This is a genomic window from Lelliottia wanjuensis (assembly GCF_030238365.1).
GTDB classification, from domain to species: domain Bacteria; phylum Pseudomonadota; class Gammaproteobacteria; order Enterobacterales; family Enterobacteriaceae; genus Enterobacter; species Enterobacter wanjuensis.
In genome coordinates, this window is record NZ_JASSOT010000062.1 from 1 (window position 1) to 14,177 (window position 14,177).

16 protein-coding genes are annotated in these 14,177 nt (G+C 54.7%); 8 read left to right on the forward strand and 8 right to left on the reverse strand.

Annotation, left to right across the window (positions count from 1 at the left end; translation table 11 throughout):
• Positions 1 to 410: 410 nt before the first annotated feature.
• Positions 411 to 977, reverse strand: a complete 567-nt coding sequence (gene gmhB / locus QQF33_RS12795; RefSeq protein ID WP_282491730.1) for a D-glycero-beta-D-manno-heptose 1,7-bisphosphate 7-phosphatase — start codon at positions 975 to 977, stop codon at positions 411 to 413.
• A 188-nt stretch (positions 978 to 1,165) separates the two neighbouring features.
• Here gmhB and metN point away from each other — a divergent pair, with 188 nt between their 5' ends.
• The 6 genes from metN to proS all read left to right on the forward strand — a co-directional run bounded on the left by metN (position 1,166) and on the right by proS (position 6,744).
• The gene (gene metN / locus QQF33_RS12800) at positions 1,166 to 2,197 is read left to right on the forward strand and encodes a methionine ABC transporter ATP-binding protein MetN (RefSeq protein ID WP_285150695.1); all 1,032 of its coding nucleotides are present in this window, start codon (positions 1,166 to 1,168) and stop codon (positions 2,195 to 2,197) included.
• Positions 2,190 to 2,843 carry a methionine ABC transporter permease MetI gene (locus QQF33_RS12805; protein ID WP_003856130.1) on the forward strand — a complete coding sequence of 218 codons (654 nt, stop codon included), beginning with the start codon at positions 2,190 to 2,192 and terminating at the stop codon, positions 2,841 to 2,843. The genes metN and QQF33_RS12805 overlap by 8 nt, the downstream gene beginning before the upstream one ends.
• Positions 2,844 to 2,881: 38 nt before the next feature.
• A complete protein-coding gene (gene metQ / locus QQF33_RS12810) occupies positions 2,882 to 3,697 on the forward strand; it encodes a methionine ABC transporter substrate-binding lipoprotein MetQ (RefSeq protein WP_095280865.1) in 816 nt (271 codons plus the stop codon).
• A gap of 107 nt (positions 3,698 to 3,804) precedes the next feature.
• Entirely contained in the window at positions 3,805 to 4,209 is a 405-nt protein-coding gene (gene rcsF, locus QQF33_RS12815) for an Rcs stress response system protein RcsF (RefSeq protein ID WP_095280864.1), read from the forward strand.
• A complete protein-coding gene (gene tsaA / locus QQF33_RS12820; RefSeq protein ID WP_285150694.1) occupies positions 4,206 to 4,913 on the forward strand; it encodes a tRNA (N6-threonylcarbamoyladenosine(37)-N6)-methyltransferase TrmO in 708 nt (235 codons plus the stop codon). The genes rcsF and tsaA overlap by 4 nt, the downstream gene beginning before the upstream one ends.
• A 112-nt stretch (positions 4,914 to 5,025) precedes the next feature.
• Complete coding sequence (gene proS / locus QQF33_RS12825) at positions 5,026 to 6,744, forward strand: proline--tRNA ligase (RefSeq protein ID WP_285150693.1); 1,719 nt, start codon at positions 5,026 to 5,028, stop codon at positions 6,742 to 6,744.
• A 53-nt stretch (positions 6,745 to 6,797) separates the two neighbouring features.
• On the opposite strand, the gene nlpE is transcribed toward proS, so the two are convergent.
• From nlpE to QQF33_RS12840, 3 genes are read right to left on the reverse strand one after another with little or no spacing between them, the layout of a single operon-like run.
• Positions 6,798 to 7,496, reverse strand: coding sequence for an envelope stress response activation lipoprotein NlpE (gene nlpE, locus QQF33_RS12830; protein ID WP_285157936.1), 699 nt, complete (start codon positions 7,494 to 7,496; stop codon positions 6,798 to 6,800).
• 34 nt (positions 7,497 to 7,530) lie between these two features.
• Positions 7,531 to 7,953 carry an alternative ribosome rescue aminoacyl-tRNA hydrolase ArfB gene (arfB, locus tag QQF33_RS12835; RefSeq protein WP_285157978.1) on the reverse strand — a complete coding sequence of 141 codons (423 nt, stop codon included), beginning with the start codon at positions 7,951 to 7,953 and terminating at the stop codon, positions 7,531 to 7,533.
• Positions 7,950 to 8,495, reverse strand: a complete 546-nt coding sequence (locus tag QQF33_RS12840) for a YaeQ family protein (RefSeq protein ID WP_282491725.1) — start codon at positions 8,493 to 8,495, stop codon at positions 7,950 to 7,952. The genes arfB and QQF33_RS12840 overlap by 4 nt, the downstream gene beginning before the upstream one ends.
• Positions 8,496 to 8,693: 198 nt before the next feature.
• Between QQF33_RS12840 and QQF33_RS12845 the strand changes: the two genes are divergently transcribed.
• The gene (locus tag QQF33_RS12845) at positions 8,694 to 8,894 is read left to right on the forward strand and encodes a YaeP family protein (protein ID WP_282491724.1); all 201 of its coding nucleotides are present in this window, start codon (positions 8,694 to 8,696) and stop codon (positions 8,892 to 8,894) included.
• A complete protein-coding gene (gene rof / locus QQF33_RS12850) occupies positions 8,881 to 9,141 on the forward strand; it encodes a Rho-binding antiterminator (RefSeq protein WP_282491723.1) in 261 nt (86 codons plus the stop codon). Before QQF33_RS12845 ends, rof begins: the two co-directional genes overlap by 14 nt.
• 28 nt (positions 9,142 to 9,169) lie before the next feature.
• Here rof and tilS read toward each other — a convergent pair whose 3' ends face one another.
• The 4 genes from tilS to accA all read right to left on the reverse strand — a co-directional run bounded on the left by tilS (position 9,170) and on the right by accA (position 14,168).
• A complete protein-coding gene (gene tilS, locus QQF33_RS12855; RefSeq protein WP_285150691.1) occupies positions 9,170 to 10,456 on the reverse strand; it encodes a tRNA lysidine(34) synthetase TilS in 1,287 nt (428 codons plus the stop codon).
• A 62-nt stretch (positions 10,457 to 10,518) separates the two neighbouring features.
• The gene (locus QQF33_RS12860; protein ID WP_285150690.1) at positions 10,519 to 10,908 is read right to left on the reverse strand and encodes a VOC family protein; all 390 of its coding nucleotides are present in this window, start codon (positions 10,906 to 10,908) and stop codon (positions 10,519 to 10,521) included.
• 59 nt (positions 10,909 to 10,967) lie between these two features.
• Positions 10,968 to 13,106, reverse strand: coding sequence for a lysine decarboxylase LdcC (locus QQF33_RS12865; protein ID WP_285150689.1), 2,139 nt, complete (start codon positions 13,104 to 13,106; stop codon positions 10,968 to 10,970).
• Positions 13,107 to 13,208: 102 nt separating this feature from the next.
• Positions 13,209 to 14,168 (reverse strand): acetyl-CoA carboxylase carboxyl transferase subunit alpha, encoded by a 960-nt coding sequence (gene accA / locus QQF33_RS12870; protein WP_095280853.1) that lies wholly within the window; start codon positions 14,166 to 14,168, stop codon positions 13,209 to 13,211.
• Positions 14,169 to 14,177: the final 9 nt, after the last annotated feature.

The following is a 14,177-nucleotide window of genomic DNA, read 5'->3' on the forward strand; positions in this document are numbered from 1 at the left end:
GCCAGCGTTCAATCTGAGCCATGATCAAACTCTTCAATTTAAGTTTGATGCTCGTGAATTAAACTTCGTAATGAATTACGTATGTTCACTCAGAGACTTTGGTATTCATTTAGCGTCTTGCGACGTTAGAATCCATGTCACTTTGAGTGCCCACACAGATTGTCTGATAAATTGTTAAAGAGCAGTGCAACGCGGCTTTCGCTCACCGTTGCGAGGTGGCGTATATTACGCTTTCCTCTTTCAGAGTCAACCCTGAATTTCAGGATTTTTTCTCTTCAACCGACCCGGTGGTTAGTGTGAAGTGATTCACATCTGCCGTGTCGATGGAGGCGCATTATAGGGGGCTTCCGAGGAATGACAAGCGGAAAAATACAATTTTATTTCAACCGCTCATATTTTCAACACAACGTCTATTTTTGCTGCTTTTTGATCGCTTTTGGCAGCTCTGCGAGGCTATTCAGTACCCAATCCGCGGCGCTTTCGGCTTCTGGGGTCACAGGCTTACCGGTGCGAACCAACACTTTAGTCCCTACGCCCGCTGCCGTTGCCGCCTGCATATCTTCCAGTTTGTCGCCCACCATATAAGAAGAAGCCATATCAATGTGCAGGAACTCCTGCGCAGAGATAAACATCCCCGGATGCGGTTTACGGCAATCACAGGTCTGGCGATACTCTTCGACCGTCCCTTGTGGGTGATGAGGACAATAGTAGATACCGTCCAGCTCGACGTCGCGATCGGCCAGCGACCAGTCCATCCACTCGGTCAACGTTTCGAATTGCGCTTCGGTAAATTTACCCCGGGCGATACCCGACTGATTGGTGACCACCACCAGCGCATAGCCCATCGCTTTAAGTTCGCGCATGGCATCAATAACGCCGTCGATGAATTCGAACTCATCAATCTCGTGAACGTAACCGTGATCGACATTAATGGTGCCGTCACGATCGAGAAAAATTGCGGGTACTGATTTTGCCACGGGCTTGCTCCTGAAAAAGGCATGTCCCGCTATTATCTCACGTTTCACCGCGCAAGAAAGTGCTCATCGCGCAGAGCGACATTGATTTAGACGTCTGGATGCCTTAACATCCATTTTGTTTACGGCTGAACCCCGTATCTGGCAGAACAAAATGCCACGGCTAACTTACATACGATAAAAATAATCTAATGATTAAACTTTCCAATATCACCAAAGTGTTCCAGCAAGGGACCCGAACCATTCAGGCGCTGAACAATGTCAGCCTGCACGTTCCGGCTGGACAGATTTATGGCGTCATTGGCGCATCGGGTGCCGGTAAAAGTACGCTCATCCGCTGCGTTAACCTGCTCGAGCGTCCGACCGAAGGCAGTGTCCAGGTCGGCGGCCAGGAGCTAACCAAACTTTCCGAAAAAGAATTAACTCAGGCCCGTCGTCAGATTGGCATGATCTTCCAGCACTTTAACCTGCTGGCCTCGCGCACCGTTTTTGGTAACATCGCGCTGCCGCTTGAGCTGGACAATACCCCAAAAGAAGAAGTGAAACGCCGGGTAACCGAGCTGCTGGATCTGGTTGGGCTTTCTGATAAGCACGACAGCTATCCTGCCAACCTGTCCGGTGGACAGAAACAGCGCGTGGCGATTGCCCGTGCGCTGGCAAGCAATCCGAAAGTGCTGCTCTGCGACGAAGCCACCAGCGCACTGGATCCTGCCACCACCCGCTCCATCCTGGAATTATTGAAAGACATTAACCGCCGCCTCGGGCTGACCATTCTTCTTATTACCCATGAGATGGATGTCGTGAAGCGCATCTGCGACTGCGTGGCGGTGATCAGCAACGGTGAACTGATTGAGCAGGACACCGTGAGCGAAGTGTTCTCGCATCCGAAAACGCCTCTGGCCCAGCAGTTCATTCAGTCCACGCTGCACCTGGATATCCCGGAAGATTATCTGGCGCGCTTAAAAGCGGAGTCTGGCGTAGACAGCGTGCCAATGCTGCGTATGGAATTCACCGGCCAGTCCGTTGACGCCCCTCTGCTTTCCGAAACTGCTCGCCGCTTCAATGTGAACAACAACATTATTAGCGCGCAGATGGATTACGCCGGTGGCGTGAAGTTCGGCATCATGCTGACGGAAATGCACGGAACACAAGAAGAGACGCAAGCCGCGATCGCCTGGCTGCAGGAACACCATGTAAAAGTAGAGGTACTGGGTTATGTCTGAGCCGATGATGTGGCTGCTGGTTCGCGGCGTTTGGGAAACGCTGGCAATGACCTTCGTATCAGGATTCTTTGGTTTTGTGATTGGCCTGCCGGTTGGCGTGCTGCTGTACGTCACGCGCCCGGGGCAGATTATCGAAAACGCGAAGCTTTACCGCACGCTCTCTGCGCTGGTAAACATCTTCCGTTCGATTCCATTTATTATCCTGCTGGTTTGGATGATTCCGTTTACTCGCGTCATCGTGGGAACCTCGATTGGTCTGCAGGCAGCTATCGTGCCGCTGACCGTGGGTGCCGCACCGTTTATCGCGCGTATGGTTGAAAACGCCCTGCTGGAAATTCCAACCGGTCTGATTGAAGCCTCTCGTGCCATGGGCGCGACGCCGATGCAGATCGTGCGCAAAGTTCTGTTACCTGAAGCATTGCCGGGCCTGGTGAATGCGGCCACCATTACGCTGATCACCCTGGTAGGTTATTCCGCGATGGGCGGTGCCGTTGGGGCTGGCGGTCTGGGCCAGATTGGCTATCAATACGGTTATATTGGTTATAACGCTACCGTAATGAACACGGTTCTGGTATTGCTGGTTGTGCTGGTTTATCTCATTCAATTCTCTGGCGATCGCATCGTCCGGGCTGTTACTCACAAATAACATTACACAACGCAAACTCGACGAATTAAGGATATGACATGACGTTTAAATTGAAGACCTTTGCCGCGGTAGGCGCGCTGATTGGCTCTCTGGCTCTGGTGGGTTGCGGTCAGGACGAAAAAGATCCTAACCACATCAAAGTGGGCGTCATTGTTGGCGCTGAGCAGCAGGTTGCTGAAGTTGCCCAGAAAGTGGCAAAAGAGAAATATGGCCTGGACGTTGAGCTGGTCACCTTTAACGATTACGTTCTGCCGAACGAAGCGCTGAGCAAAGGCGACATCGACGCTAACGCCTTCCAGCACAAACCGTATCTGGATCAGCAGATCAAAGACCGTGGCTACAAGCTGGTTGCCGTCGCGAATACCTTCGTTTACCCAATCGCAGGCTACTCCAAAAAAATCAAATCGCTGGAAGAACTGCAGCCGGGTTCTCAGGTCGCGATTCCTAACGATCCAACCAACCTGGGTCGCTCCCTGCTGCTGCTGCAGAAAGTGGGTCTGATCAAACTGAAAGACGGCGTGGGCTTGCTGCCAACCGTACTGGACGTGACTGAAAACCCGAAAAACCTGAAGCTGGTTGAGCTGGAAGCACCGCAGCTGCCACGTTCTCTTGACGATGCGCAGATTGCACTGGCCGTGATCAACACCACTTACGCCAGCCAGATTGGCCTGACGCCAGCGAAAGATGGCATCTTCGTTGAAGACAAAGACTCCCCGTACGTGAACCTGATCGTGAGCCGCGAAGACAACAAAGACGCGGAAAACGTGAAAAAATTCGTACAGGCATACCAGTCTGACGAAGTTTACCAGGAAGCCAACAAAGTGTTTAACGGCGGCGCTGTTAAAGGCTGGTAATCTGACCTTTCTGTAATATCATTCATGACGGGCGAAAGCCCGTCTTGTCATTTATGCGGGCAACTGATTCAATAACTGACGATTTGATTATTCATTGAGGAAATATTATGCGTGCTTTACCGATCTGTCTTTTAGCACTCATGCTGAGCGGCTGTTCAATGCTAAGCAGATCTCCTGTTGAACCTGTTAAAAGCACTGCAACCCCACCGAAGGTGGAGCCAGCCAAACCGAAAGCGCCTCGCCCTGCGCCGGTAAGAATCTATACCAAAGCTGAAGATCTGATTGGCAAACCGTTCCGCGATCTGGGTGAAGTCACCGGCGAATCCTGCCAGGCCAGCAATCAGGACTCTCCGCCAAACATCCCAACCGCGCGTAAACGTCTGCAGATCAACGCCGCCAAAATGAAAGCTAACGCCGTTCTGCTGCACAGCTGCGAAGTGACCAGCGGCACGCCAGGCTGCTATCGCCAGGCTGTGTGTATGGGCAACGCCCTTAACGTCACGGCGAAATGAGTGCATTTCAGTTTGAGCAGATAGGTGTTATCCGCTCGCCTTATAAAGAGAAGTTTGCCGTACCGCGCCAGCCTGGCCTGGTCAAAAGTTGTGGCGGCGAACTTCACTTAATTCCTCCTTATAATCAGGCCGACGCCGTGCGTGGACTTGAGGCATTCAGCCATCTGTGGGTGCTGTTTATCTTTCATCAAACGATGGAAGGCGGCTGGCGTCCAACGGTGCGCCCTCCGCGTCTCGGCGGGAATGCCAGAATGGGGGTGTTTGCCACCCGCTCCACCTTCCGTCCTAATCCTGTCGGGATGTCGCTGGTTGAGCTCAAAGACATTCGCTGCCAGAAAGATCAGGTGATTCTGCAGCTAGGTAGCCTGGATCTGGTCGACGGCACGCCGGTGGTGGATATCAAACCTTACCTGCCCTTTGCCGAAGCGCTGCCCGACGCTCGCGCGAGCTATGCCCAGCAGGCGCCTGTCGCCGATATGCCCGTCGGTTTTACGCCCGATGTCGACGCGCAGCTTCTGCACCTGGAAAAGCGCTATCCTCGCCTGAAGGATTTTATCGTCGAAGTCCTGGCGCAAGACCCTCGACCCGCATACCGAAAAGAGGAAGAGGCAGGCAAAACCTACGCCGTTCTGTTGCTTGATTTTAACGTTCGCTGGCGCGTCACCCCGGCAGGTTTTGAAGTCTTTGCGCTGGAAGTGCGCTAATTTTATTTTCCTCTCTTTTGGCATCTTTGCCACACTGGTAAACTAAACCACTTTTTTTGTGTCAGTCTGACGTTTCAGCCTGGTCCAATCGTCGAAATGGAACCGTAACAACATGCGTACTAGCCAATATCTGCTCTCCACACTGAAGGAGACACCTGCCGACGCCGAAGTCATCAGCCATCAGCTGATGCTCCGCGCCGGGATGATCCGCAAGCTGGCCTCCGGGTTGTACACCTGGTTGCCGACCGGCCTGCGCGTCCTGAAAAAAGTCGAAAACATCGTGCGTGAAGAGATGAACAACGCCGGTGCTATCGAGGTGTCCATGCCTGTGGTTCAGCCTGCTGACCTGTGGATGGAAAGTGGTCGCTGGGAGCAGTACGGCCCGGAGCTGCTGCGCTTTGTTGATCGTGGCGAGCGCCCGTTTGTGCTCGGCCCAACGCATGAAGAAGTGATCACCGACCTGATCCGTAACGAGCTGAACTCGTACAAACAGCTGCCGTTGAACTTCTTCCAGATCCAGACCAAATTCCGCGACGAAGTTCGCCCACGCTTCGGCGTGATGCGTTCCCGCGAATTCCTGATGAAAGATGCCTACTCTTTCCATACTTCTCAGGAATCCCTGCAGGAAACTTACGACGTGATGTACGGCGCCTACAGCAAGATCTTCTCCCGTATGGGTCTGGATTTCCGCGCGGTACAGGCTGACACCGGTTCTATCGGCGGTAGCGCCTCCCACGAATTCCAGGTACTGGCGCAGAGCGGCGAAGACGATGTGATCTTCTCCGACACCTCTGACTACGCGGCAAATATTGAATTCGCAGAAGCGCTGGCCCCTGCCACCCCACGCGCGGCGGCGACGGAAGAGATGAAGCTGGTCGACACCCCGAACGCCAAAACCATCGCCGAGCTGGTTGAGCAGTTCAATCTGCCGATCGAGAAAACGGTGAAAACCCTGCTGGTGAAATCCGTTGAAGGCAGCGCGTATCCGCTGGTTGCCCTGCTGGTGCGTGGCGATCACGAGCTGAACGAAGTCAAAGCAGAAAAACTGCCGCAGGTCGCCAGCCCGCTGACTTTTGCTACCGAAGCGGAAATCCGTGCCGTCGTCAATGCAGGCCCAGGCTCTCTGGGTCCGGTTAATCTGCCAATTCCGGTTGTGATTGACCGTACCGTTGCCGCGATGAGCGATTTCTCTGCTGGCGCGAACATCGACGGCAAGCACTACTTCGGCATCAACTGGGATCGCGACACCGCGACGCCAGAAGTGGCCGATATCCGTAACGTGGTAGCTGGCGATCCAAGCCCGGACGGCCAGGGTACGCTGATGATCAAACGCGGTATCGAAGTGGGCCATATCTTCCAGCTTGGGACCAAGTACTCCCAGGCGCTGAACGCAGCCGTTCAGGGTGAAGACGGTCGTAACCAGATCCTGACCATGGGTTGCTACGGTATCGGCGTGACTCGCGTGGTGGCTGCTGCCATTGAGCAGAACCACGACGAGCGCGGCATCGTCTGGCCAGACAATATCGCTCCATTCCAGGTTGCGATTCTGCCGATGAACATGCACAAGTCCTACCGTGTTCAGGAGCTGGCTGAGAAGCTGTACAGCGAACTGCGCGCGCAGGGCATTGAAGTGCTGATGGACGATCGTAAAGAGCGTCCAGGCGTGATGTTTGCGGATATGGAACTGATCGGTATCCCGCACACTGTCGTCATCGGCGACCGTAACCTCGACAGCGACGAGATTGAGTACAAATACCGTCGCAGCGGCGAGAAGCAGATGATCAAGACGGGCGACATCCTTGATTACCTGGTGAAAGCCATCAAAGGTTAAGACATAAAAAACCCCGCTTCGGCGGGGTTTTTCTTTTCACATCTGATTCCGTCTTACTTGCTGTCGCAGTCTTTACCCGCCACAAACTTCGCGCTCTTATCCGCCACCAGCGTTTTGACCATCTCACCGCTGTCCGGGTTCGGCTCCAGCGTAAAGTGACCGTCCACCGTCAGCAGTACCGGCTTGCTGTCATTTCCACGCGCCACGGCATAATCACGTTCCAGCTGCGCGTTGTTCGCCACGCTCACTTTCTTGCCCGTTGCACAGTCGGTGAAAACTGCCGCATCGGCCATGTAGAAATACATGCCACGCATCGCCATTGGGGTAGATGGCAGAGCCGCTTTGACCGGCGCTAAGGTGTAGTTGAACTGGGATTCGATCGGATTTCCTTCCCGATCGAGCATCTCCATGCCTTCGCCTTTGGCACGGAAATAGGTTTTCTCGCCTTCGGCGTCCGTCAGCACCAGCTTCTCAGCCGTACGCGCCCATTTGCCGTAGGTCGCAAAGGAGGAAGGCTCTTTCGCGCCCTGATAGCGCTGGTTCATCACCCATGTACCGTCCTTTTCCAGGAACAGCGTGGTTTCAATGCCTTCGCAGTCAGCGCACGGCAGCACGCCGCGCCAGCTCTGCTGCATCGGCTTTAACTCTGCGGCGTGCGTCGGCTGCAGCGTCTGCATCTCGGCGCGGTTGTTACACCCTATTAATGCGAACAGTGTGGACGCCGCCAGCACTGACAATATCGTTTTATTCACGATGAATTCCTTATAACAATGTAATCCTGGTACGTTATTCCTGCGGCCGACGTACTTTTCCACGCAGTGATTTTACGGTGGATTTCTGCGCTTTTGATGACAACCGGCGCTCTTTCGAGGCCCGCGTCGGTCGCGTGGCCCGGCGGCTTTTTTGCACCGCAGTAAGCTCCTGTATGACCGCCACCAGCCGGGAAAGTGCGGCTTCGCGATTTAAATCCTGGCTGCGGTACTCTTGCGCTTTAATGATGATCACCCCGTCGCTGGTGATGAGGTGATGACTGGCCGCCAACAGGGCTTCTTTATAGGACTCTGGCAGGCTGGAGGCCCGAATGTCAAAGCGCAAATGAATCGCCGTTGAGGCTTTATTCACATGCTGCCCACCCGCGCCCTGAGCCCGGATCGCGGTGATCTCAAACTCATTGTCGGGAATCATAACGGTTCGGGACACCACAATCATGACGGTGACTGCCACGCAGTAAGATGAATTTCCAGATTATTCTGAGCATCAGACAGCCAGATCGCACCGTCCTGAATCGTCGCCTGCAGCGCCATGGTCCGCGTGGCAAACGCGGTCAGTTGCGCCAGCTGTTCGTCATCCAGATACCACACTGAAAGATGTGAATACTGCGCGCATTTGCGCTGATTCTGCTGCCACCAGATTTCCGCAGCACGTTGATTATAGGCAAAAATCGCGACTTCTGCGGACTGGGTGCAGGCCTTTTTGATGCGACGTTCATCCGGCAAGCCGAGTTCGATCCACAGATCGATACCCATATGATCGTTGCGCAGCCAGGCTTCTGGCTCCTCTTCCGCGCTTAATCCGCGGGTAAATTGCAGGCGTTCATTGGCATATTTGATCCACGCCAGCAGGCGCAGCATCATGCGCTCCTGCGTTTCGGACGGGTGACGGGCCAGCGTTAACGACGCATCGAGAAACTGGTTGCGGTCAAGGTCAGCTACGTTGACTACCGCTTTATAAATTGTCGCTTTCAGCGCCATGAGAGAACTCCAATCGAATCAGGCGCTCATTGTAGCGAAATTCCGGCCAAAAGGCTGTTACCGCGCGGTGAATCGCAGCAATATCAAGGCGCTGATATTGCTTGAATGAGTATGGTATAGTCACCTTGCTAAACCGAGTTTATCTTCGTAGGCTTAAGTGTATCTCACAGTAACGTCAGTGCGCTGGCAGGAGGGGATGTGGAAAATTATTGTGAGTTAATTCGCAAAAGGTATGCGGAAATTGCCAGCGGAGATCTGGGGTATATCCCCGATGCGTTGGGCTGTGTATTGAAAGTGCTGAATGAAGTGGCGTTGGACGCCAGCCTTTCAGAATCGGTCAGGGAAAAAGCGGCGTATGCTGCTGCGAATTTACTGGTGAGCGATTATGTCAATGAATGATACCTATCAACCCATCAACTGCGATGACTACGACAACCTCGAGCTCGCCTGTCAGAACCACCTGGTTCTGTCGCTGGCGTTAAAAGACGGCGAGGAATTGAAGGCCAAAGCGAGCGATCTGGTCTCACGCAAGAACGTTGAATATCTGGTCGTCGAAGACGCTGGGGCAACGCGTGAACTTCGCCTCGATAAAATTGCCAGCTTCAGTCATCCGGATATCGGCACCGTCGTAGTGAGCGAAGAGTAATTCTCTGTAACGGGCAGTGCGCTGCCCGTTACGCCTTCCATTCAAAGCTTACACCCTCTTCCGCCCAGCCTTCCTGCGTGACAAAGATCCCCGCCGCCGCCATCAAGTTTTCACCATAAAAAAGCAGAGGCGTGGTATCGCGCCGCCACGGCGGAACGTTGCACTCCTGCCAGATTTTTTTCAGCTTACGTCCTCCGTTTCGGCCCACAATGTGTAAATTCCCGCTGGCCTTAAAGCGGATCGTCACCTCTTCACCCAATTCTGGCAGACGCACATTTCCGGGCGCCGCAAGAGAAACCCAACCCGCCCCTTGTGGGAGATTCAGCGACTCGTGAATATCAGGCCAGAGGATGATGTTGTCTGCCAGCGACGGCTGATGCTTCACCCACCAGAGCTGCTCTTTGAAGCGTCGAATCTCAAAGCCATTCAGATGCAGACACGGATTGGCATCTTCGCGCGCCTGAACCACTTCATCCCAGATTCGGTCGAGCATATCGCGCGAGGGCATTTGCGCGTGATGACCCGCCAGCCAGCGCCGGAGCAGCGCACCGCGACGCATCGGGCTCATCGCTTGCAGCGGCGCCATCCTCAGAGCCCCCTCTTCCGTGACGAGGCTTGTCAGTTCTTCACTCAGCAATTCATCCAGCAGGCTCTCCTGCTCTGCGCAGAGTCTCGCACTTCTTGCCGTCGCCTCGGCAAAATGAGGCCAGCGCTGCGAGAGCGCAGGCAAAATACGCAGACGCAGGAAGTTACGATCGTAGCCGTCGTCCTGATTACTTTCGTCTTCTATCCAGCGCAAGTTGTGTTCCTGCGCCCAGTGTTCTAGCGACGCGCGAGTTTCACTCAGTAAAGGACGCAGCAGGTGCGTTCCGGCAAACTCACTGCGCTCAGCCATCGCGGATAAACCCGCCGGGCCGCTTCCGCGCTTGAGCGCTAATAAAAAGGTTTCACACTGATCGTCGAGATGCTGCGCCGTCACCATCGCTTCACCGGGCAGAAGCGATTTCTCAAAGGCGCCGTAGCGCGCTTTCCGCGCCTGAGCTTCCGTCCCGAGGCCTTCATCTTTAAGCGTTACGCGTTCAACGATTAAAGGGATTTTCCATGCCAGGCAAAGCGCTTCGCAGTGGGCGACCCACTCGTCGGCGTGCGCGCTGAGCCCGTGATGAATATGTATGGCGCGGATCTGCACCTCAGGCTGGTGTTCGCGCCACAGCATCAGCCGGTGCAGCAGGACGGTGGAATCCAGGCCACCGCTAAAGCCCACCAACAGCTGGCGGTACGGGTAAACAGACTGAGCGATCGCAGGTTGCGTCATAGGGGATTTCACAGAAAGACAATGCCCGGAAAATTACCGAGCATTGTCATGGATGGCAAGCTTTACTGCTGATAAAGCTCCAGCGGCAAACCATCGGGATCGTTGAAGAAGGTAAAGCGCTTGTCGGTAAACGGATCGATGCGAATCGCTTCGCACTTCACGCCATGCCCTTCGAGATGCTTCACCGCCTGTTCGATATTGTCCACGCTGAAAGCGAGATGGCGCAGCCCGCAGGCTTCCGGTCGCGATGGGCGCGCTGGCGGGAAAGGAAAGGAGAACAGCTCAATCACATATTGCCCGTTCAACGCCAGGTCACCTTTCCACGAATCTCGCTCGGCGCGATAAGCTTCGCTCATCAGCGTGAACCCGAGAATGTCGCAGTAAAACGCCTTACTTTTGGCGTAATCAGTCGCAATGATCGCAATATGGTGAACCTGTTTTAAACCCAGCATAGCCTCTCCTTTTTATGAGGAGTCAACGTTACAACCGAAAACCCTGAGCACGCAAGCGCTCACCCCTTTTTTAAGACTCGCACCCAGTAACCACCGTTCTCATCACGCTTCGCGCCGTGGATATCGGTTTCAAAACCGGGATAGTGACGCCCTATCGAACAGAGCATCAGCAGGAAGTCGAGCACCGCCCGGCTTTGCTCGGTGATCATCTCGCCCGGCATCAACAGCGGCACGCCCGGCGGATATGGCAGGATCATGTTCGCCGAGATGCGTCCCACCAGATTTTCCAGTTCGATGGTTTCCACCTCACCTTTCACCTGACGCTGCCAGGCCTTGTGCGGCGTCAATTTCATCTCCGGCAAAACGTCGAATGCCTGCAGCATCAGCCGCGGCAGATCGTGCTGACGGATCAGCTTGTGGATCCCCTGAGCCAGATCCTGGATCCGCATGTTGCGATAGAAATCGGGATCTTCGGCGTACAGATCCGGCAGCATGTTTTTCACCCGCAGATTGAGATCGTAGGCGCGTTTGAACTCCATCAGTCCCCGCAGTAGCCCCATCGCACGGGTTTTATCGATCCCGATACTGAACAGGAAGAGCAGATTGTACGGCCCAGTTTTCTCTACCACCACGCCGCGCTCATCGAGGAATTTCGCCACCAGCGCGGCGGGGATCCCGTCGTCGCTCATCGTTCCCTGCTCGTCCATCCCCGGCGTCAGAATGGTGACTTTTACCGGATCGAGGAACATATGATCCGCATCAGCGTCGCGGAACCCGTGCCAGCTCTCACCCGGCGCGACGGACCAGCACTCGGCTTCATCAATCTCTTCCGGCTGCCAGATATCAAAGAACCAGCCGTCGGCCTCATCTTTCAGCCGCTGGACCTCTTTCCGGAAATGCAGCGCGCGCTCAACCGAACGATTGATCAGGCGTTTGCCCGGATTCCCGCGCAGCATCGCCGCCGCCGTTTCAATCGAGGCCACCAGCGGATAGCTCGGCGAAGTCGTGGTGTGCATCATAAAGGCTTCGTTGAAGGTCTCTTCGTCGTATTCGCCTTTAATGTGGATCAGCGAGGCCTGAGAGAACGCCGCCAGCATTTTGTGCGTCGACTGAGTTTCGAAGAACACTTTGCCCGGCACCCGCTCGCCGCTCATTCCACTTTTGCCCGCATAAATCGGGTGGAAGTTGGTGTAGGGCACCCAGGCGGAATCAAAGTGGATCGACGGCACATCCAGCGTTTGCTTGATCCAGTTGGTGTTGTAAAGCAGGCCGTCGTAGGTCGAGTTGGTGATCACCGCGTGAATCGGCCAGCTCGCGCCAGCCACCGTTGCGACTTTCTGTTCGATTGCCGCATGGGAGAATTCACGGCGCGGAATGCCGCCCAGAATCCCCAGCGCATTGCGCGTCGGCGACAGCCAGAGCGGGACGACATCGCTCATCATTAATAAGTGCGCCAATGATTTGTGGCAGTTGCGGTCAATCAGCAGCGTGCTTCCGGCAGGCGCCGCGTACATCCCGACAATCTTATTGGAGGTAGAGGTGCCGTTGGTCACCATATAGCTCTGCTCGGCCCCAAAGGTGCGGGCGATATACTCTTCCGCCTCCAGATGCGGACCGGTGTGGTCCAGCAGCGAGCCGAGTTCCGTCACCGAGATCGAGACATCCGCTTTCAGCGTGTTGCCCCCGAAGAAATCGTAGAACAGGCAGCCGACCGGGCTTTTCTGGTACGCCGTGCCCGCCATGTGTCCCGGCGTACAGAAGGTGTATTTGCCCTCTTTTACATAGTTGAACAGCGCGCGGGTAAAGGGCGGCGTGATGTTATCGAGATATTCATGGGTGTATTGTTCAATGCGCGTCGCAATATCGTCGGCAGCCCCGAGTGCATATTCAAAGAACCACAGCGCCATACGCATGTCGTGGGCGCTGACGTCCATCGTCGAATGGGTATTGATAAATGCATACAGCGGCAGATATTCGTTGAGCTGATTGATATCGCTGCACAATTCCAGGTCGTATTCGTCCCAGTCAAAAACGACGCCGCAGATGCGCGGGTTGTGCTCGATAACCTTCAGCAGGTCAGCGCTGTTGTGCGGCCAGATTAGCTGAAATCCGCGATCCTTTAGTGATTGTTCCAGCTCCTTGATGGGCTCGTCTTTATAAAAGACGCCATGTGGACCCATGATGGCAATGATGTTCATGGTCTACCTCCTTGAAAAACATTAGATAAGCATAGCCGAGGTAAACGGCAGGTATAAAAAAAGCCGCAACTGTGTGCGGCTTTTAAGATTTATGTGTGTCGCTTAGGCGTAACCGTAGTTCATCAGGCGCTGATAGCGACGATTGAGCAGGTCTTCTTTGCTCAGCACATCGAGATCGGCCAGGTCAGCCAGCAGCTGTGCCTTGAGGGAAGCGGCCATCACTTCCGGCTTACGATGCGCGCCACCCAGTGGTTCTGGGATCACGGTGTCGATCAGCTTCAGCTCTTTCAGACGTGGCGCGATGATACCCATCGCTTCCGCCGCCAGCGGCGCCTTGTCTGCACTCTTCCACAGAATGGACGCACAGCCTTCCGGAGAGATAACGGAATAGGTGCTGTACTGCAGCATATTCACTTTATCGCCCACGCCGATAGCCAGTGCGCCACCGGAACCGCCTTCACCGATCACGGTACAAATCACCGGAACGGACAGACGAGACATTTCGCGCAGGTTGCGTGCGATAGCTTCAGACTGACCGCGCTCTTCTGCACCGACGCCCGGGTAGGCACCTGGGGTGTCGATAAAGGTCACGATCGGCATGTTAAAGCGCTCGGCCATTTCCATCAGGCGCAGGGCCTTACGGTAACCTTCCGGCGCTGGCATACCAAAGTTACGACGGATCTTCTCTTTGGTTTCACGGCCTTTCTGATGACCAATGATCATCACCGGGCGACCATCCAGACGTGCGATACCGCCGACAATGGCTTTGTCGTCAGCATAAGCGCGATCGCCTGCCAGTTCGTCAAATTCATCAAACGCCAGGCGGACATAATCCAGGGTGTACGGGCGCTGTGGATGACGAGCCAGCTGGGCAATCTGCCATGCGCCGAGATCGGCAAAGATTTTGCGCGTCAGTTCTACGCTTTTTTCACGCAGACGATGCACTTCTTCGTCGATGTTAATATCCAGTTTTTCATCCTGACGGCTTACCGCTGTCAAAGAATCGATTTTCGCTTCCAGCTCTGCAATCGGCTGTTCGAAATCAAGGAAATTCAGACTCATAGTATTCCT

Excerpts from the sequence above, each read along its gene's own strand:
- metN (WP_285150695.1), top strand. The coding sequence starts at position 1,166 with ATGATTAAACTTTCCAATATCACCAAAGTGTTCCAGCAAGGGACCCGA.
- QQF33_RS12805 (WP_003856130.1), top strand. The coding sequence starts at position 2,190 with ATGTCTGAGCCGATGATGTGGCTGCTGGTTCGCGGCGTTTGGGAAACG.
- metQ (WP_095280865.1), top strand. The coding sequence starts at position 2,882 with ATGACGTTTAAATTGAAGACCTTTGCCGCGGTAGGCGCGCTGATTGGC.
- rcsF (WP_095280864.1), top strand. The coding sequence starts at position 3,805 with ATGCGTGCTTTACCGATCTGTCTTTTAGCACTCATGCTGAGCGGCTGT.
- tsaA (WP_285150694.1), top strand. The coding sequence starts at position 4,206 with ATGAGTGCATTTCAGTTTGAGCAGATAGGTGTTATCCGCTCGCCTTAT.
- proS (WP_285150693.1), top strand. The coding sequence starts at position 5,026 with ATGCGTACTAGCCAATATCTGCTCTCCACACTGAAGGAGACACCTGCC.
- arfB (WP_285157978.1), bottom strand. The coding sequence starts at position 7,953 with ATGATTGTGGTGTCCCGAACCGTTATGATTCCCGACAATGAGTTTGAG.
- QQF33_RS12840 (WP_282491725.1), bottom strand. The coding sequence starts at position 8,495 with ATGGCGCTGAAAGCGACAATTTATAAAGCGGTAGTCAACGTAGCTGAC.
- rof (WP_282491723.1), top strand. The coding sequence starts at position 8,881 with ATGTCAATGAATGATACCTATCAACCCATCAACTGCGATGACTACGAC.
- tilS (WP_285150691.1), bottom strand. The coding sequence starts at position 10,456 with ATGACGCAACCTGCGATCGCTCAGTCTGTTTACCCGTACCGCCAGCTG.
- QQF33_RS12860 (WP_285150690.1), bottom strand. The coding sequence starts at position 10,908 with ATGCTGGGTTTAAAACAGGTTCACCATATTGCGATCATTGCGACTGAT.
- QQF33_RS12865 (WP_285150689.1), bottom strand. The coding sequence starts at position 13,106 with ATGAACATCATTGCCATCATGGGTCCACATGGCGTCTTTTATAAAGAC.
- accA (WP_095280853.1), bottom strand. The coding sequence starts at position 14,168 with ATGAGTCTGAATTTCCTTGATTTCGAACAGCCGATTGCAGAGCTGGAA.